The organism is Candidatus Lokiarchaeota archaeon, assembly GCA_014730275.1.
In the GTDB taxonomy this organism is placed as follows: Archaea; Asgardarchaeota; Thorarchaeia; order Thorarchaeales; family Thorarchaeaceae; genus WJIL01.
In genome coordinates this window covers 1-17812 of sequence record WJIL01000092.1, presented here as the reverse complement: position 1 = coordinate 17812, position 17812 = coordinate 1, and the positions used below count along the sequence as shown (strand labels likewise).

Annotated in this window: 19 protein-coding genes; 10 read left to right on the top strand and 9 right to left on the bottom strand. The window is 46.1% G+C overall.

Annotated features, from left to right (window positions below; all coding sequences use genetic code 11):
* The first annotated feature begins 745 nt into the window (after nucleotides 1-745).
* From GF309_10370 to GF309_10355, 4 genes are read left to right on the top strand one after another with little or no spacing between them, the layout of a single operon-like run.
* The gene (locus GF309_10370) at nucleotides 746-1711 is read left to right on the top strand and encodes a hypothetical protein (GenBank protein MBD3159181.1); all 966 of its coding nucleotides are present in this window, start codon (nucleotides 746-748) and stop codon (nucleotides 1709-1711) included.
* A gap of 36 nt (nucleotides 1712-1747) precedes the next feature.
* Nucleotides 1748-2713 carry a radical SAM protein gene (locus tag GF309_10365; protein MBD3159180.1) on the top strand — a complete coding sequence of 322 codons (966 nt, stop codon included), beginning with the start codon at nucleotides 1748-1750 and terminating at the stop codon, nucleotides 2711-2713.
* Nucleotides 2714-2719: 6 nt separating this feature from the next.
* Nucleotides 2720-3487 carry a lipoate--protein ligase family protein gene (locus tag GF309_10360; protein MBD3159179.1) on the top strand — a complete coding sequence of 256 codons (768 nt, stop codon included), beginning with the start codon at nucleotides 2720-2722 and terminating at the stop codon, nucleotides 3485-3487.
* Between the two features lie 5 nt (nucleotides 3488-3492).
* Nucleotides 3493-3774: a hypothetical protein gene (locus tag GF309_10355; protein MBD3159178.1), complete on the top strand. Its 282-nt coding sequence runs from the start codon at nucleotides 3493-3495 to the stop codon at nucleotides 3772-3774.
* 67 nt (nucleotides 3775-3841) lie between these two features.
* Here GF309_10355 and GF309_10350 read toward each other — a convergent pair whose 3' ends face one another.
* Both GF309_10350 and GF309_10345 read right to left on the bottom strand, forming a co-directional pair.
* A complete protein-coding gene (locus GF309_10350; GenBank protein ID MBD3159177.1) occupies nucleotides 3842-4318 on the bottom strand; it encodes a hypothetical protein in 477 nt (158 codons plus the stop codon).
* Nucleotides 4319-4363: 45 nt separating this feature from the next.
* Nucleotides 4364-5104: a hypothetical protein gene (locus GF309_10345; protein ID MBD3159176.1), complete on the bottom strand. Its 741-nt coding sequence runs from the start codon at nucleotides 5102-5104 to the stop codon at nucleotides 4364-4366.
* Nucleotides 5105-5570: 466 nt separating this feature from the next.
* Between GF309_10345 and GF309_10340 the strand changes: the two genes are divergently transcribed.
* Both GF309_10340 and GF309_10335 read left to right on the top strand, forming a co-directional pair.
* Nucleotides 5571-6563: a hypothetical protein gene (locus tag GF309_10340; protein ID MBD3159175.1), complete on the top strand. Its 993-nt coding sequence runs from the start codon at nucleotides 5571-5573 to the stop codon at nucleotides 6561-6563.
* 235 nt (nucleotides 6564-6798) lie between these two features.
* A complete protein-coding gene (locus GF309_10335; protein MBD3159174.1) occupies nucleotides 6799-7146 on the top strand; it encodes a hypothetical protein in 348 nt (115 codons plus the stop codon).
* On the opposite strand, the gene GF309_10330 is transcribed toward GF309_10335, so the two are convergent.
* Nucleotides 7143-8750 carry a winged helix-turn-helix transcriptional regulator gene (locus GF309_10330; GenBank protein ID MBD3159173.1) on the bottom strand — a complete coding sequence of 536 codons (1608 nt, stop codon included), beginning with the start codon at nucleotides 8748-8750 and terminating at the stop codon, nucleotides 7143-7145. The genes GF309_10335 and GF309_10330 overlap by 4 nt on opposite strands.
* Before the next feature lie 215 nt (nucleotides 8751-8965).
* On the opposite strand from GF309_10330, the gene GF309_10325 reads away from it, so the two are divergent.
* Nucleotides 8966-10081: a hypothetical protein gene (locus tag GF309_10325; protein ID MBD3159172.1), complete on the top strand. Its 1116-nt coding sequence runs from the start codon at nucleotides 8966-8968 to the stop codon at nucleotides 10079-10081.
* On the opposite strand, the gene GF309_10320 is transcribed toward GF309_10325, so the two are convergent.
* Nucleotides 10078-10995 (bottom strand): TIM barrel protein, encoded by a 918-nt coding sequence (locus GF309_10320; protein ID MBD3159171.1) that lies wholly within the window; start codon nucleotides 10993-10995, stop codon nucleotides 10078-10080. The two genes, GF309_10325 and GF309_10320, sit on opposite strands and share 4 nt — an antisense overlap.
* 41 nt (nucleotides 10996-11036) lie before the next feature.
* Here GF309_10320 and GF309_10315 point away from each other — a divergent pair, with 41 nt between their 5' ends.
* From GF309_10315 to GF309_10305, 3 genes are all read left to right on the top strand, one after another.
* Nucleotides 11037-11600, top strand: a complete 564-nt coding sequence (locus tag GF309_10315) for a GTP-binding protein (protein MBD3159170.1) — start codon at nucleotides 11037-11039, stop codon at nucleotides 11598-11600.
* Between the two features lie 188 nt (nucleotides 11601-11788).
* Complete coding sequence (locus GF309_10310; protein MBD3159169.1) at nucleotides 11789-12292, top strand: hypothetical protein; 504 nt, start codon at nucleotides 11789-11791, stop codon at nucleotides 12290-12292.
* A gap of 84 nt (nucleotides 12293-12376) precedes the next feature.
* On the top strand, nucleotides 12377-12901 hold the full coding sequence (locus GF309_10305) for a GTP-binding protein (GenBank protein ID MBD3159168.1): 525 nt from the start codon (nucleotides 12377-12379) through the stop codon (nucleotides 12899-12901).
* Nucleotides 12902-12926: 25 nt separating this feature from the next.
* On the opposite strand, the gene GF309_10300 is transcribed toward GF309_10305, so the two are convergent.
* The 5 genes from GF309_10300 to GF309_10280 all read right to left on the bottom strand — a co-directional run bounded on the left by GF309_10300 (nucleotide 12927) and on the right by GF309_10280 (nucleotide 17665).
* Entirely contained in the window at nucleotides 12927-13613 is a 687-nt protein-coding gene (locus GF309_10300; protein MBD3159167.1) for a hypothetical protein, read from the bottom strand.
* A 7-nt stretch (nucleotides 13614-13620) separates the two neighbouring features.
* Nucleotides 13621-14382 carry a phosphate ABC transporter ATP-binding protein gene (gene pstB / locus GF309_10295; GenBank protein ID MBD3159166.1) on the bottom strand — a complete coding sequence of 254 codons (762 nt, stop codon included), beginning with the start codon at nucleotides 14380-14382 and terminating at the stop codon, nucleotides 13621-13623.
* A 2-nt stretch (nucleotides 14383-14384) separates the two neighbouring features.
* Nucleotides 14385-15377: a phosphate ABC transporter permease PstA gene (pstA, locus tag GF309_10290; protein ID MBD3159165.1), complete on the bottom strand. Its 993-nt coding sequence runs from the start codon at nucleotides 15375-15377 to the stop codon at nucleotides 14385-14387.
* A 10-nt stretch (nucleotides 15378-15387) separates the two neighbouring features.
* Entirely contained in the window at nucleotides 15388-16452 is a 1065-nt protein-coding gene (gene pstC / locus GF309_10285; GenBank protein MBD3159164.1) for a phosphate ABC transporter permease subunit PstC, read from the bottom strand.
* A 148-nt stretch (nucleotides 16453-16600) separates the two neighbouring features.
* Nucleotides 16601-17665, bottom strand: coding sequence for a hypothetical protein (locus tag GF309_10280; GenBank protein MBD3159163.1), 1065 nt, complete (start codon nucleotides 17663-17665; stop codon nucleotides 16601-16603).
* Nucleotides 17666-17812 lie beyond the last annotated feature (147 nt).

The window sequence follows — 17812 nt, the reverse complement described above, 5'->3', positions numbered from 1 at the left end:
TACTGGAATCAGGATGTCACCCGAGGCGGCTATACATGGGTCTTCCCACAGGGCAAGCATCGAGTAAACGTGGGCCTTGGTCTGATGATGATGCCTGACTACGGAAACCCACGGGCAATATATCAGGACTGGGTACCAGAAAATTGGGAGTTCATGGAAACGGAGAAAGAAGTTCTCGACTGTAGCGGTGGAACAGCGCCTGTCAGAAGACCAATCGATACCATGGTTGATGATAACTTTATGCTGGTTGGGGATGCAGCTTGCCAGGTGAATCCGGTTCACGGTGGCGGAATAGGTTCCTCTATGCTTGGTGGTGCTCATGCCGGTCTAACAGCTGCACGATGTCTCGAGGAAGGAGATACTTCCAAGGAGAATCTTTGGCCCTACAACATTGATTACATGGAATCATACGGCATCAAACAGGCTTCATTGGACCTGTTCCGCTGGTTCCTGCTCAACATCGAAAACGACGATATCAACTATGCTTTCGAGAAGGGGATCGTCAAAGGTGAAGATTTGCTTGAAGTCAGCATGACCGGCAAGATGAACATTGGAATTGGGGAGAAGTTCAAGAGACTCTTATCCGGATTTGGGAGAATACCTCTTCTACGCCGAGTCAATGAAATCGCTCATCTGATGGATGATATCAAAGAGCTATACCGAAACTATCCAGACGATCCAAAGAATCTGGAAGCATGGAAGGCCAAGCTCAAGCCGCTATATGAAAAAGCGAAGGTCCTGTGATATGCGTAAACTAGCTGAAGCAGAAGAAATCGAGCTGTATGCTCCTGAAAATGCATACTTCTCTTTCTGCAACAGTCCGTATGTAGGACATAGAAGGGCTACCGCTGTTGATATCTATCCCCATCACGCTACTTGGTTAGGTCCCTGCTACGCTCCCTGTGCTGGAGAAGTGACCGAGATACGTCGATTAAATATGGGCAAGACAAAGGAATTCCCGACAGATGAATATGACTATGCTCTTGGATTGCAGCCCTCTGGCTTTGAGGATTTCAGAATCAGGATACTTCACTGCGATTCTACTTTGAACGTAGGAGATGAAGTTGAACAAGGTGATGATTTGGGCAAACTTGTCCGATCGAGATACTTCAATTATTGGACTGGACCGCATTATCATGTTGAAATCATGAGAAAAGAAGCTTTCAGTCGATCCACCCAATCATATCCGTTGACAGTCAACATGCCTGATATCGAGTACCGGTTCATCGAGGCCAATAACACAATACAGTGTGAGGTTATTGAGGTAACCAGTGATTATGTGGTATGTATCTCTGATGATTATCCTGAAGCTCACGCTGGCGATCTTTGTGGACATCTCGCATATAGACAGAATGGGCGAGCCTTGGGGATTCTCGATGGTGGAATACCACACTACCAACAAGGATGTATAATTGGTACAGCAGTGCCAAACGATTCAGCTGATTCAGTCTTTCCCATAACCGCGTGGGGCACAGTAGTTGGCATCACCAAAATGATTACAGGAACCAGATTGACGTATAAAACGAATCAATCTATTGAGCTCACCCTTGGGTCTATTGCTCTGAGGGGTCTTTCCTGCTACGTGTTCACTGATGCTCAGAAAATCAGAGGGCACGTTCCCTTGATTTGCATTCCACAACATTATGATTCTCTCAGTGGCCACTTCCGTCAGGGTGATATTATCGAAATGAAACTACGAGATAGTGGATAGTATCACATGAATTGGCAAGATACCTGGTGCATATGAATGGTGGATTTGGTTCGTCTTTCTATAGGGACCGCCGTGAAGCTCGGACTGCAAGAAGGCCCAGAGACTGAAGGTTTCACAACGTCTTTTCTCATGACCTACAATGAAAGCGGATGCACTGCAAATTGTGCCTTCTGTCCTCAAGCACGGTCAGCTAGTTCTGACGGGGAGAAACTATCTCGCATTCGCTGGCCACCTTTCGATTTAGATTTGATTCTTGACAAGCTTGAGAAATCTGATTTCCAGAGGGTCTGCATACAGTGTCTGAACTATCCCCAAGTAGTGGATGACGTTGTGCACATCATCAAGAGAGTGACTTCGATTGCGGATGCTCCAGTATCTGTGTGCATTCAGCCCATCAATAAACGGGATATGCATCGATTGAAAGATGCGGGAGCCGAAAGGATTGGTATCGCGATGGATGCATGCACTGAGGAGCTGTTCCATGAAATCAAAGGAAAGAAAAGGAATAGCATCTATCGATGGGAGTCGCATCTTGAGAGTTTGAAAGCCGCCCAGAAAATCTTTGGAGAAAATGCTGTTACAACTCATTTGATAATTGGATTGGGCGAAGCTGAGGAAGAAGCAGTGAAGTTCATTTTTGATATGCAAGATCAAGGCATTTCAGTTGGACTCTTTGCTTTCACAAATGTGCGTGGCACGTCTCTCGAAGAAGAAGCACAACCCGATATTGGTAAGTATCGGAGAATCCAAGCAATCCACTATCTGGCCAGGATAGGAAGAATCCGGCGCGAGGATGTGTGCTTTGAGAACGGTGAAAGTAGGCTGAAACTCGATACGATAGACTTGAAAGAAAGCTTATCAGGCCAGATGTTCAGAACGACAGGATGTGAGGGATGCAACAGACCCTACTACAATGAACGTCCAGCCGGACCATTGTATAACTATCACAGGCCGCTCAGTCAAGACGAGCTTCAGGATGCACTTGCTGAATTGAATTGGTGAAATGAGATGGATGAAATTCGTTTCCTGGATTTAGAAGTTCACACGGCGTTCGAAAACATGGCTATTGATGAAGCCGTTTTGAACTCGATAGCTGAAGGACGATCGCCTCCCACATTACGATTCTATCGTTGGAAACCATCCGCGGTTTCTATAGGCATTTTCCAAAGCTTGAACGACGAAGTTGATACAGTATACTGCAACAAGCAAGGGATAGACTACGTTCGGAGATTGACAGGTGGAGGAGCGGTCTTCCATGATTTTGAAGGCGAAATAACCTACAGCATTATTCTTCCCCAAAATCATCGGCTCTATGAAGACGATATTCTCAAATCATACAGGCGAATTTGCAAAGGAATTATTCGCGGCCTGGAAATTTTGGGAATCGAGGCAGAGTTCAAACCCATAAATGATGTCGTTACCAACGGAAGAAAGATATCTGGCAACGCACAAACCCGTCGGCAATCCTGTTTGCTACAGCATGGTACCACACTTCTGGATCTCGATGTCACAACCATGTTCTCAGTGCTGCAAGTCTCAGATGAGAAAATATCGGACAAGATGATTGCAGGAGTCCATGACAGAGTCACTTCTGTTCGAAAGGAGCTTGGGAGCAAAACGGGCATCGAGGAAATGAGGGACGCGCTCGAGCAGGGCTTTTCGGAAGCACTGGATCTTGAACTGGTTAGTGGTGCTTTGAAGAGAGCTGAATGGGAAACTGCCCAGCGGTTGAGCAAGGAGAAATATCGATCAGCCGAATGGAATGAATCAAGGTGAAGGACATGAAGAAAGGGGAATACAAAATCCCGGGTGGGAAACTTGTCAGAATCGAGGTTGAGACCAAGGGGCAGAAGCTAGAAGCCATAGAGATTACTGGTGACTTTTTCTTACATCCAGAAAGTTCCTTGGAGCAAATCGAGCTCCAACTAATCGGAACCCCACTGGGAGTAAAAGACCTGGAACGGAAAATCAAGGACGTTCTCAAGCAGTTTCAAGCACAGCTCCTAGGTGTTAACCCCCGTCAACTCGCTGAGTGCATCATGTCAACAGTCCAGGGCAAATAGATTGACTCCGATTTTGTTTCTGCCAAAACAAACCTGAACCCATAGCAGCATCAATCATGTATCCAGTTTATCTACCTACCAATGCCCGGAACCTGGGCACACGCACAAACGCTATAACTACAATTACTATCGACACCGCCCCGACAATGCCGCCAAACACCACACCGTCATGTATCAACGGCCAAGGATCCAGTGAATCGGGACTACCGTCGCCATCGCTGTCATATACTAAAGCATCAGTGCCGTAGATGAATATCTCTTCGTAATCGGAAAAACCATCACCGTCTGTATCCATTGCAGCAGGGTCCGTACCGTACTCGTCTATCTCGTCGGGACCCTCTATGCCGTCCCCATCAGAATCTCTGCTGTTAGGGTCTGAACCATATTCCAGTTCTATGTTATCCGGAATCCCGTCATCATCAGAATCAATGTCTAACGGGTCTGAGCCGATCAGATGGACCTCATCATAGTCTGAGAGAGAATCATTGTCGGTATCTTCATCATTCGGAGATGTACCATACTCAAACAGTTCTTCGGCATCCATGAGTCCATCGGAATCCGAATCTTTTGAGTTCGGATCCGTACCGTACTAAAGAACTTCGAGACCATCAAGTATCGTGTCTTGGTCCGTATCATTCGAGAAAGGATCTGCACCATTGACATATTCATCGAAGTTCTGCAGACCGTCCCCGTCAGGATTTTCATCTGGGTTATAACGGAGTGGATCTAGGCCATACTTGACCTCCCAGCCATCTGGCATCATATCGTCATCGGTGTCAGCATCATGGGGAAGTGTTCCATTACGGTACTCATACAGGTTGCTCAACATATCTTCATCATCGTCATCGTAGGCGTCTGTTCCATTCAGAGGGTCGGTGGAATTCCCGATTTCCCAACCTTCGGGAATCAAGTCGGAGTCGGAGTCCCAATTGAAAGGCAAGGTACCATTACGACATTCATAAAGGTTGATGAGGCCATCATCGTCAGGGTCCCATCTAGCTACTGCGAAATCCGGTCCGGATCCCGTAGACCCTACTGTATAGATCCAGCCTTCCATTCCGATCTTTACATCATATCCAGCGGTCACCCAGGTTCGGTTCCAAATCTGTGTTCCATTCTTGTCCCACTTGATGAGGAGTCCACGTGACCCGTTATATTGGCCAATGGTGTAGAAGTTGTCATTTTCGTCAACATCAATTCCCCAGCCATAGTCCCAGTCATCTGTTCTCGTGCCATCGATTGACCTGTTCCAGAGGTGTGTACCATTGGAAGCAAGTGCAGTGACCTGATAAGTATACTCCGGAGAAGGGTTCCCAGCACCTACTGCCAAGATAGTGCCATCTGAAGCGAAAGCCACCTCACGGAATATATCATGATAACCCTAATGCCCCCATATCAGAGGAGACTCCGACAGATAGTCCGAAGCGGGAATCGCTACTTTGCGGTCTGGCGTAGCAATTATAGTCGAATCCCCAGTATCACTCATATCAGAAGCAGTCGGCATCGCCAACACAAATAGACACGTTACGGCAATCACAAGTTATCTCAATCTGGGCACTCACGCAATTTATGACATGCTGCACCAGCATTAGGTCAAGCTTAGTCTATTACAAAGAGCGAAGATAAATTTAGCTATTATTTTGATACTATCGATTTTCGGCAAACATACCGGGCGTAAACACAAACAAAATGATTCTGCGCATGCCAAAATCGTTTATCTGATTCACTAATGTGGCTTACATTTTTATTTAGGTTTCAGGTACCTTATTCGTATTCCAGATAATAGAGACAACAGGATGCCGGTGAAGCCAGTGAACGCATATTTCGTTACGGTTCTATTAGCAGTGATTCTTTTCTACATCGTCTGGTTCTTAGGATGGGTTCTAGAACGACTGTCGCATACGTTCTTGACACAAACAAGCACCCCAGGATCAAAAGGCTGGTACTTTCTGGTTGGTCCAGGAGTAGCTCTCCATGAATCCTCCCATGCACTGGGATGTCTTATTACGGGCGCTGAAATCGTCGAATTCAAACCAATCAGTGTCGAAAGAATGGGCGATGAATATCGGCTTGGTTATGTCAAATACCGAAACCCGGCTAGTGACTTCAAAAAAGCTGTAATCAATCTAGCACCGGTTGCAGTATCTTTGCTCCTGCTTACTCTTTTCGCAGCGGCAGTAACATATTTGGTGCCTGGATCGCCTGGTATTGGAGGTCAAGCACTAGAATTGATTGCGGATCTTGTAACCATAAAAGCTGACCCTATTCTCCTAGCGGACACATTCTACCCGGTTCAGCAAATCGTGGGTTTCATCTACACCTTTCTATATACACTTGCTGGGCTCTCAGTCTTGCATCCCGCTTTCTGGCTGATTGCATTCATTGCCATGACTGTGATGTTCAGCAATGCCCCTTCTAACGTCGATATCGCAAACGCGGCAAATGGTTTGAAGGCAATCATCCTGTTTGATCTTTTCTGGTTAGCAATCAGTTTCTTTGTTCCAATTGCAGGATGGTTCTTGCCGGGTATCTTCGAGGTTCTTGCGGTGCTCTTTGCGTTGGCACTCGCGTTTGCAATGGTTGGTTATGGTTTCTTCGTATTGGTTGTTGCCATGTCCCGTATCAAGAAGCCACTGCAAATTCTTCCATTCGTTCTGTGTCTTCTTACCGGTGGAAGCCTCATGTACTTGGGATTTGGAACAGTACCTTTCCAGACCGTTATCTCGCTTGCAGTATTTGCTGTAACGAGCATTCTGCTAGTGCTGATAAGTAGAAGCGGCGAACGGTAGAATTCTGCATTTGCCCGGTGAAAGTTTATACATCGACGCATCGTATCAAGGAATCAAGTGGAGAGCAGCGGTTACAGCACTGCTGAGAGTAGTGCGATACAAAGCTTTGCCAAGTTCGGTCATTGTTCATCACACACCGTTGCTCTCCGCACCTTGCTTACTCAAGAACTAGGGATGACCTAGTAATACGCGGAGTTTTTACCCCTTTGTTCTCTTCAGTAATCGGTCGTTGAAGATGCCTAAAATCGACCTTGTGAGAAGGCCGTCACTCATAAGCCCCAAGCATTTACTGAGGTATCTCTTCTTTACAGAAATGCAAGTGGATCAGGCCGCTAAGATTCTCAATACGATCATCGAGGCTGATGGAGTGATTCCTGATTCCGAGTGGAAAAGCTTCGTACTCTCTAGCAGAGGGTTATATGTGAAAGTTATGCGGAAGCTACGGGATCTCGGATTGGTGGAAAAAGAAATGGGAAAATATCGCCTTTCAGGCAGGTTCTCACGTGCACTAACAAATATTGCAGACTACTGGAAGGAAATCAAGAAATCCTTTGAGAAGGGGGATAGGAGCATAGAATTCTAGGATTCTTCCTCATCCTCTTCATCGTCTATAACAATCTCGCCCTCGAATTCTTCAGGTTGTTCCAGGGTTGAGACAGCTTTTTCACCTTCTATCTCGAGCACACCCAGTTTCTCAAGCTCTCGTACATATTTGGTGACAAGTCCGACAGGTTTGCCTAAAGATTTCGCCAATTCCTTGAAGGTAATAGAGCCAACTTCATCAACAAGAAGCAATGCCTTTGTCCTTGCTTCGCTCTTGATGACGTCGATATATCGTTTCATGCGCTCATAAGCAATATCACGTTGTTCAAGTGCAAGATCTCGTTCTTTCTCCATCAATTTGCTTGCTTTCTTGAAACCCTGTTTCTGTTCTTTCAGTACAGAAATCTCTTCTTGTGCATTATCAAGTTCTTGCTTGAGGTTGTATATTTCTTCTTCTAACTGGGTTACCTCATCGATTCTATCCTGAACCGATTGCAACTCTTGAAGGCGCTTCTTGGCCATTTCTTCTGCAGCTTCTCTTTCCTGAACTTCGTCATTGAGCTGTTCTTCCAGCCTTGTAATCCGAGCAAGATGTTCCTCGTTATCTTGTCTCTTCTCTTGCAGTTTCTCTTCCAACATCTGAATCTGGCTTTCATATTCATTTGCCTTATCAGCGCTGATTTGAGGGCCTGTTTCGACCTGCTCGAGTTCCGTTTTGTACACTTCCAGCTGGCTGCGCGTTTCCCCAAGTTCAGCACGGAGCTCCTCTATCTTTTCATTGGCTTCTCTGAGCTCCTCGGTCCTTTCTTTCAGCTGGTCGTCCTTCTGTAGCACTTCTCTCTTCAGTGAAGTGATTTCCTCATCTAGTGAGTTAATCTTGCGTTCATACTCTTCCTTGAGAGCATCAACCGTTTTGCCCTCCCCTACTTGTTGGCGTAAGCTGCGGATTTCCTTCTCCAGTTCGGCAACTTCTTCTTCCTTCTCCCTCAGCTTCTCTCGTTGGGCAGCTGCTTCCTCTTCCAGTGTCTGCATGAATGAACGAACGACTTCTTGCTGTTCAACAATGGTGGTTCTAAGATCTATTTCGGATTCTCTCACCCGTGCAGCGAACTCTTTGAAACGGCGCTGAGTCTGTTCCACAATTTTGTCAACCAGATTCTTCTCCAGCGTAGAAAATTCGTCATCAACAATATCGACAAAGGTTGTCTCAATGAAACTCTTGAAGAATTTCATCTTCAGGCGGTCTACCATTTCTTCGGAGATTCGTGATTTGAGCTCGACCACTTTGCCTCTGAATGTTAAAAGCTGGGCTGCAAATACGCTCACAACACCACGTTGAAGAGATGAGATATCAGCACGGAGATTCTCCAGCTTGGTAAGAAGAGCATCATACCCTTCAACAGCATCTTCGGTCTTGATTTGATCAGATATTCGTTCTTCAGCTTCAAGACTATCGACGAATTCTAAGGCCGAGGCTGCTGAGGTAACCATATCATCAGCATCATCTACTGGTGTGACGGCTTCTCCATCAGCTGTCGCTCCACCAGCAAGGGCGCGAAGCTCATCGTCTGATAAAGTTGCATTCCTGAGTTCGCCTTGTAATGCCTCTTTTTCTTCGTCGGTCAATTGATCCTCGGCTGGCATTGTACCACCACTTTCTTCAGGGGATATATCAGGAGATATTAACTCCACAGGTATAAACTTATTCGGTTGAGATGGATTTTGTATCAGTTTATCATGATTTTGTATCTGTTACTGCCCTGTTCTTCTGATTATATCACAAAGCTATATGAGAACCCATGTTAAATATATATTCAGCAAGTCTATAGTGTAATCAAGACGCTTGAGAGAGAGTCACATTGAGGATATGTCAGAATTGTGGAAAGGCGAACCAAGTAACTAGGAAGTACTGCATCAGGTGTGGAAAGCGCCTAGTTGCACCTAGTAAACCGTCTAGTTCGAAACCTTCTCCCCCCGAGCCGCAACCTGCTAGACAGGAAGTAGCTGCTTCTGAACCTGAAGTTGAGGAAGCAGCTTCTGAGCCCACTCCTGAAGAAAGCACACCCTCATCATCAACTGTTACATCAGGAGATGAATGGGTAAGACCAAGTGAAGTAGCTCGAAATAGGGTAAGACGGGGTAAATCTGTAAGAAAATCTGAACTTGAAAAAGCGCAGGACGCTTTTGCCCGGGGCGACCAAGCCTTGGTTGATGATGATCGTCCAGGAATAGTGGAGACTAGAATGCTCAGGGCCAGCGAAGTCCATGAGCTGATGAAGGAACCACAAGAAATCTCCCAGCCCGAACCCCAACCAATGCCCCCATCGGAGCCCCCAGCTGAGAGTCAAGTCGATACTCCAGCTGAAACAACGGCTCAGGCTACGACTAAACCTCCAACTCCGCCACAACCTGAACAGAAACCCTCTCGGAGCTCGCACGAGGAAGAAATCGAACGGCGAATCCTAGGTTCAGAATCTGCTTTTGTCAAGAAAGAAGAGGAAGCAGCTCAGGCTGAAGAGATCAGCGCACAAGAATTAGAGGAACCGGAACCAGTCCCTCGAAAAATATCCTCTGAATTTCAGTCTTCCAGATACACACAGGAGGACGCAGAGGTTGCCGCTCAATCTATAGACGCCCAAGAACTCGACAGTATACCTTTGGATGAAACCGGCGAATTCGAGCCCCAAGCACCTCCCTCGCAAAGAGAAATTTCCGATGTGGAAGGCGAATACGTGGCAACATGTCCTGAATGCGGGAATGTATTTGGTGTCGATAGATTCACATATCCGGACACGGTTTACAGTGAGATGGGCGAGGCACGACTCAAGCAAGCAAGATTCTTTGTTGTGCAGGGTAAGGATGGAAAAGCACAGGAAATCCTCAGGATAGCGCGCTCCCTTTTCGAAAAGGCAGATGACGAAGACGGATTGAAGCAGGTTAACAAGCTCGTTGATAGTCTTGTAGACCTAGCTTAGACATTCTTCCACATTGATTTGAAAGTCTCTCGTTCCTCAGGGAACCGCGAAGGGTCTGTACACATCATAAGGAATCGGCCGTCATAGGATTTCTCTTTGAGTTTCTGTAGCACTGGATCGAAATCTATTTCCCCTTCTCCAACTGGGAGGTGCGTATCATAGTCGCGTGCCATATCACGCATTTCTTCCCGGGTCACTTCGTGTTCTTTTCGGAGTTTATAGACTTCCTCAACCATTTGACTGCCATGGTTATCGTGCAGGTTGACCAATTTGATGCGGTCCATGTAGGATTCTATGATTGCAAGAGCACGATTCTTCATAGCGAATATCTGGCCATGACCAACGTCGAGTGCTATTTGAACATCTGGACATCTGTCGAACAGCAGTGTAAGTTCGGTGTAGTACAGCCCGAGAGTTTCTATGGCAAGCGTGACCCCTGCTTCTTTTGCTGCTTTACATGCAAGAGGCACAGCTTGAAGGAATTGATCTATGACCTTGTCTGAGTAAAATAAGGGAGAAAGCGCTGTATGTATGGTCACGAGCTCGGCACCAATATTGCCTCCGATGTCTATAAACGGAATGACGCTTCGCGGCAAATCCATAGGGCTCCACTCGGGGCTGGAGGGAAGATGAAGAGTGCATGGTACGTCATTCTTCTGTAGAATCTCGGTTGTTTCAGAGAAATCTATACTGTGATTCAAATCTAGCCTCAGGTCGATGAAATCAGGTTCATATTCCATGGCCTTTCTGACTTGTTCAGTCTCTCTCGCAAATGTACCTATTCTCATCCTGCGACGCCTATGTGCGAACAAACGTGCTCCCTTTTCTGGGTTTTGGTACAAACTGTTTTGTTTTCCAAAGCCGGCCATGAGCCAAGACCAGTAGAATTCCCTCGAAAGCGCGATATGGCACATATTTATTAGATGTGGATTTTCTCCTATGCTAACAAGCCAAAATACTGACGTCTTGGAGAGTTGAGGAACTGTCTGATCAGGTAGCCTATTTATTCAAGGTAGTCTTTCTAGGAGACCCAGCCGTAGGCAAAACAAGTCTTGTAGGTCGATACGTATACGACTCATTTGAACATGATTACTTGGCGACCATTGGTACTGACATCCATGTCAAGCTTGTTGATCTTGGGGACATATCTGTGAAGCTGGTCGTGTGGGACATTGCTGGTCAGGACAACTTCGCTCAGCTGAGAAAGGCGTACTTCCAGAATGCTTCTGGAGCCTTCTTCGTTTTTGATACAACACGGCCCAAAACCCTAGATCGGATTGATGATTGGCTCACTGCATTGTACGACGTTACAGGCGCTATACCGCTGGTCATGTGCGAGAATAAAATCGATCTCGTCAGTGAAGTGTCGAGAGAACGTGTCAACAAACTCGTTGAGAAGTATGATGTTGATTTTGTCCGTACAAGCGCGAAAGAAGATACCAACGTTGAGGAAGCTTTCACCAAGATGACAAAAGAAATGATTGAACGTGCTAGGAATCGAAAACTCTCCCAGACCTAGTGTCATCGATCATTCAAGCAAGCCTATGAAGTTACATTTCAATTCATTTTTGGAATGCACTGAGATTGCATGATTATGGATGCAAGCTATCAAACTAATTCCCCAAACATAAATTCTTTTTCAAGGCAATTAGCTTTCAAACGAATTGCTGGCAAAGTTTATACTATTCTTTGATAGTGAATTTTCTCATGCGGGTAGGAGATATTCATCTAAAGGAGTTCGCGCTTCTGGGCGACGACGATGTTGGCATAAGAAGTCTGGTAATGCAATATGTGTATGATAGTATTCATCGCTATGACCAGAACACATTCCATATCAAAGACATAGAGCTGAACAGACGACAGTACAAGCTTGTTATTTGGGTACCGCGATGCTTGGATACCGATTCAAAGTATGTACTCAATTCTATTCTCAAAAGAATGTCCGGTGCCATTTTTGTTTTTGACACAACGCGCTCCGAAACATTGGGGAACATCGAGGAATGGTTTGACCAGATAGTCAACAACGCGGGGAGAATCCCTGTTATTCTTTGCGAAAACAAGATAGATTTGGAAAGTAGGGCTTCACAGGGTAAAACAAACCATCTTATGAATAAGTACGACCTTCCGCTTGTACGTACGAGTGCTACGGAAGATATCAATGTAGACATGTTATTCGAGACACTGGTGCATCTCACAGAAGAAGAGGAATAGAAACCGTGTGAAATGCCTGATACCGAGCCGGGAGACGGTTGCTTCAACAAACCTTAAGTCATATGATTTTCATAGTAATGCTGTATGTCGCGTAAGCCCGATTTTGTTCGAAAGATCATCCTCTTGGGCGATACAGCCGTGGGGAAGACAAGCTTGGTGCAGCGGTACGTATATGACACGTTTGGTCAAGATGCAGGCCGAACAATCGGAGCCATTCTACACGTGAAGACGATTACCCTAGCGTCGAGGACATACAAGCTGGTCATATGGGATCTTGGCGGGGAGGAATCCTTTGCAGAACTCAGGCAACAGTACTGTCAGCATGCCTCAGGAGCAATATTCGTTTTTGATACTACCCGACCTGAAACATTGTCAAACATAGATATCTGGCTTTCTGCCTTGCATTCTGGTGCCGGCCATGTACCGGTCATCATGGTGGAAAACAAAATCGACCTTGAAACTATAGTCCCCCGACAACAGGTGCAGGAATCAATGACGGAAGATATCATTGAGCGTGTTCGTACTAGTGCTCTCGAGGATACAAATGTCGATGAAGCTTTTCACAACTTGGTTAAGGCAATAGCATCTAAACCCAGTAAGCCGATATAGATATCCAATGTCTGTCAGTCTTAGATCAATGAGGCTGTTCCATTTGCTTTTCCTTGTATGCTAAGCCAAGCTTTACCCGTTCACCTTTCACCATGTATACCGCCCGTTCAGCTATACTGAAAGCTTGGTCTGCTGCCCGTTCGAAGTAACGGCCAACTATGATGTACATCATAGACATCTGGATAATATCGGTTCGCTCGCGAAGGAACTCGACAATTTCTGCAAACATTTCCTCGGTTTCTTTGTCGCTTTTTGCTTCCAATTCTTCGAGCTGATTGATTTCTGATAGGTCTTCTTCAAGAATTGCTCTGATACTAATATCCAGACAATCCTTAGCTAGCTCCGCCATATAGGGCAAGGATTCCATTTCCTTGTAGTGCTCAGAATCTTCGACCAGATATACAATGCGACCAATTTTCTCGGCGTATCTTCCTACACGGTGTAGATGATGTGCTACGAGCAAGTATGTTGAAAGCTTCCTCAAATCTGAAGCCACAGGCTGCCGACGAGCGATTGTCTCGAAGACGTTTTCTTCCACCTTTTGAGCCAGCTCTTCAATATCTTCAGACATGGCTTTAGCTTCTTCTGCGATTTCAGTATCAAGTTCTCCAAAGGCTTCCATTGCTTTCATAAGAGCACGCGTTCCAAGCTCTTCCATTCTTTCAAGTTTTCGACCTATTTCGTCTAAGTAAAATTCTAGCTGGCTTCTCATCGTGACACTATCCTATTCTACCGGTGATAAATGCTTCAGTTCTCTCATCTTCAGGATTCTCAGCAATCTTGCTTGTTTCGTCAAATTCTACTAGTTCACCCAAATACAGAAACGCCGCTATGTCTGACACTCTGAATGCTTGTTGAACATTATGAGTAACCAGAATAATTGTATAATCCTCTTTCAGATTCGTGATGAGATCCTCGATTTTGCCAGCGCTTATTGGATCCAGAGATGAAACTGGTTCATCCATAAGCAAGACTGGAGGGTCAACAGAGAGGGCTCTGGCTATACAAAGACGCTGCTGTTGTCCCCCTGAAAGATCCGGTGCGGGCTTGTCCAAATCATCTTTCACCTCGTCCCAAAGAGCAGACCTCTTCAATGTATCTTCCACTATCCTGTCAAGCTGTTCTCTGTCGCGTATACCATGTAATCTAGGCCCGTAAGTAATATTGTCTCTGACACTCATTGGAAAGGGATTGGGTTGTTGGAAAACCATCCCGACTCTACTTCGCAGATTGTAGACGTTTGCTTGACGGCTGTATATGTCTTCACCTTCGATGTAGATATGACCAGTCATTTTGAAATCGTCTACTACGTCATTGAGCCTATTGATTGTGCGGAGAAATGTAGACTTGCCACAACCAGAAGGGCCCATGATTGCTGTAACGCTGTTGTCTTCGAAGTAACAAGAAATGTCTTTCAGAATCTGCTTCCTGCCAAACCATGTTGACAGATTTTCAACTTCAATTTTATGTTCGCCTGACAACGTCAAACTAGTCTCCTGGTGAATTTGATGGATATATAATTAGCAATCAAGTCGATGGTGAACACTATCATCATGAGAGCAAGCGCTGCAGCATGCGCTTTTGGATGAAGATAGGGTCGAGGATCGATGGTGTAGAGGTATATCGTATATGGAACAGATGCTACCCATGAGCCCGCTCCAAAAAGCTCTGTTGGAGCACGAAGCGAGTTTCCTGCTGTGAATATCAACGGCGCGGTTTCTCCTATGATTCGGCCAAAAGCTAGGAGTACTCCTGTAACGATGCCCGGAAATGCCGACCTGACCGTAACCTGCCATGTGGTGGTCCATCGAGTTGCTCCAAGCGCGAGTGAAGCTTCTCGCAATGACATGGGTACCGCTCGAAGAGCTTCTTGCGTCGTCCGTAGAATGGTGGGAATCATCATGAAGGCAAGTGTAAGTCCGCCTGCCATCAAACCTTTTCCAAAATTGAGTACATCAACAATAAGCGCCAAACCAAAAGCTCCAAAGACGATGGAAGGTATTCCGGCTAGCACATCTGCAGCAAATTCAATAGCTGACCTCACTATTCCAGCTTCAGTATATTCGTTAATGTAGACTGCTCCCAGAACTGAAATTGGAATTCCTGCAATTCCTGCTACAGCAGCCAGAGATAATGTTCCAATGAATGCGTGTGCCAAGCCACCAGTTAGCCCACCGCCCGGATATGTCGTGAAGAATTCAAGCCCCTCACCTTCTCCGCTTCCAAACACAACGGCAAAACCTGTAGACGAAACTTCAATCAGAATGAGAAAGAATGGAGCTATGACTAGAAGGGCGCAAAGGCCTAGGCCAATTTTGAACAGAAGGTCGGTGAAGTGTCTCTTAGACTTCGTATATGTGCGCAGATAAGTGGAGATTCTAGTCGTTAATGGTATTTCAGGTGGCCCCACTCCTGCACTGCTTTCTTCGGGGTAAGCTTCTTCATCCTCGCAGGAACGTAATGGTCGTTCTTCCATTCATATCACCTCAGCTCATACCTCTGGTTTTGAGTCCCCACCGAATGAACAGCTTTGCAATCAACGTGAAAATTACACTCATTATCATCAGTACAAGTGCAACTGAGAAGAGGGCAGATCGCCAAATAGGTCGATTGTAAGCGGCCCCCATTTGGTTAGCAATTATGCTTGTCATAACATAACACTGGTCAAATAGAGTAAAGGGTATCCCGAAGTTGTTCCCCGTTACCATTAGTATAGCCATGGTTTCCCCCACAGCACGACCAAGAGATAGTACAACTGCAGCTCCCACTCCAGGCAGGGCGGCGGATAGAACAATCTGCTTAGCGGTCTCGGATTTTGTGGCTCCAAGTGCAAAAGATGCCTCTCTGTACGTACCGGGAACCGATTGCAGGGCATCGTATGAAACGGTAACCACGGTTGGCAGCAGCATGATTGCCAGTATGACTCCGCCTGTCAGAAGAGAATAGCCATTTTTCAGGCTACCCTGAAACCATGGCATCCAGCTTGTGAGCGGATTGGTTTGGACGAAGGGGGCAAAGGCGTCATCCATGAATGGCCGGAGTACTACGAATGCCCAGAGACCATACACGATGGAAGGAATGGCCGCCATCATTTCAACAATCATTTTCAAAGGAGTTCGTATTTGTGCTGGACAGAATTCACTCAAGAAAATGGCTCCTCCCAAGCCTAGTGGTACTGCTATTCCAATGGCGAGAAACGTGGTAGTAAAAGATCCTACAATGAAAATCAGAATGCCGTAAGATGGATTATCGGGCAGTTGAGGTGCCCATGTTGAATCAAAAATTATTCCTAATCCACCATCGGGATGAGCAAATATGGGGGTAGCTTCGTAGACGAGAAGAAGAAGAATCATCAGTATGGTGAATATGCTTGCAACAGCAGGTATGAACAAAATGAATCGACCCAGCAAATCCTTTCGTGCAGGTCCCTTCGCATAACGAATATCATCAATCCAATTTTGGATGCCAACCCGTAGACGCGCGAAGATGCCGACGTCGGCCTCCATTTCAGAATCAATCTCGTAAGCCTGATCCTTTTCGTCGAAAGTCAATTTGGGTCTACCGCCTCGCTATTGGGTCTATGATTAAAGTTTTTTGAGGGAATTCGAGGATTTTTTCAAGATTTTACAATTTGGAAATAAAGGAACTGAGGAGAACCTCCGGATTGTCCCGAGAGGTCTCCTGTTTAATCTATGGCACTTAGCTGGCCGGGCTCATGCCCGCGAGGAGTTCAACAGAATAATCCCACGCAGCTGTCCCTTCAATAGCGAGATAGCCAACGTCGTCGATATACTGCTGACCCTGGGAAAGGCACCAATCTAGGAAGATGATAGTATACCAATCAAGGGTATCCTGCGGAACGAGATAGAACAGTAACCGAGCAATTGGATATGCGCCAGTGCTGTCCGAGTTGAAGAGATTGACTCCGGGATCGTTAATGGTGTTCGGAATAGCCTTCAAAGCATTCACAGTAGTTGCTTCGACCCACTCCTGATTGCCCGGATTCCATAGGCTGATGGGGGTGAGTCCTTCTGTGAAAGCGAAACCCACATAGCCAATACCGTTCTCATCATCTTTTACCGAATTGGCGACACCAGGATTACCCTGAGCACCCGTCAGTCCTTCAGCCCAGCTCATGGCCTCATCGTGACCGTACGTCCAATAGTAATCCTCTCCGTTCATACCATCAGTTTCGTTGACAGTCTCAAGCCATTTTGTAAATGTGGCTGTTGTACCGCTCTCATCTGAGCGAACGTAGACATTGATATCACCAGTTGCCTGAATGTTGACATCAAAAGTTGATTCGAAGTCTTCCCAGGTTGTGATCTGTGCACTGAAGATGGCCACAGCCATGTCGCAATCCATCTTGAAGGTACTGCCATTGACATTTGTGTTGGCAACGATTGCGAGTGCATCAGCAGAAACTGGTAGAATGTCGACGTTTGGGTTGTTCGTAGCGTAGTCCTCGCCGGGGTAGGAGCTTGACGCGCCTATGTCAACCTCACCTGCCGCGGCATCGGCTTGTCCCTGACCGGAACCACCGCCTGAAGGATTGAACTGAATGTTAGGATATGTATCCGTAACTTGCTCAGACCATTCCTGTGAGAGCGGTAATACGGTCGTCGAGCCTGAACTGGTGATTGTATACTGAGGTGCGCCGGTTGGTTGTCCTCCTGGTACAAGGATGAATACACCAGCACCTCCAACAATCAGGCCAATTATGAGCCCAACTATGAGTCCAGATGTCTGATTTGAAAGCGACATTTTTTGTTCACACTTTCTCCGTGTTTCGTGTTTCCATGCCTTTGATGGTAATAGTTAAGGGATATCCATATTTTTCAGCTGTCTGACTTTGTTGTAAATGAATCATATGCAAAGTGTAATGACCTCTAGCCCCTCCTAAGCCGATCT

Coding starts and splice junctions, on each gene's coding strand:
- GF309_10370 (MBD3159181.1), top strand. CDS start 746: ATGCGTAAACTAGCTGAAGCAGAAGAAATCGAGCTGTATGCTCCTGAA.
- GF309_10355 (MBD3159178.1), top strand. CDS start 3,493: ATGAAGAAAGGGGAATACAAAATCCCGGGTGGGAAACTTGTCAGAATC.
- GF309_10365 (MBD3159180.1), top strand. CDS start 1,748: ATGGTGGATTTGGTTCGTCTTTCTATAGGGACCGCCGTGAAGCTCGGA.
- GF309_10340 (MBD3159175.1), top strand. CDS start 5,571: ATGCCGGTGAAGCCAGTGAACGCATATTTCGTTACGGTTCTATTAGCA.
- GF309_10320 (MBD3159171.1), bottom strand. CDS start 10,995: ATGTGCCATATCGCGCTTTCGAGGGAATTCTACTGGTCTTGGCTCATG.
- GF309_10280 (MBD3159163.1), bottom strand. CDS start 17,665: ATGTCGCTTTCAAATCAGACATCTGGACTCATAGTTGGGCTCATAATT.
- GF309_10305 (MBD3159168.1), top strand. CDS start 12,377: ATGTCGCGTAAGCCCGATTTTGTTCGAAAGATCATCCTCTTGGGCGAT.
- GF309_10330 (MBD3159173.1), bottom strand. CDS start 8,750: ATGCCAGCCGAGGATCAATTGACCGACGAAGAAAAAGAGGCATTACAA.
- GF309_10360 (MBD3159179.1), top strand. CDS start 2,720: ATGGATGAAATTCGTTTCCTGGATTTAGAAGTTCACACGGCGTTCGAA.
- GF309_10335 (MBD3159174.1), top strand. CDS start 6,799: ATGCCTAAAATCGACCTTGTGAGAAGGCCGTCACTCATAAGCCCCAAG.
- GF309_10310 (MBD3159169.1), top strand. CDS start 11,789: ATGCGGGTAGGAGATATTCATCTAAAGGAGTTCGCGCTTCTGGGCGAC.
- GF309_10300 (MBD3159167.1), bottom strand. CDS start 13,613: ATGAGAAGCCAGCTAGAATTTTACTTAGACGAAATAGGTCGAAAACTT.
- pstA (MBD3159165.1), bottom strand. CDS start 15,377: ATGGAAGAACGACCATTACGTTCCTGCGAGGATGAAGAAGCTTACCCC.
- GF309_10350 (MBD3159177.1), bottom strand. CDS start 4,318: ATGGATGCCGAAGAACTGTTTGAGTATGGTACATCTCCGAATGATGAA.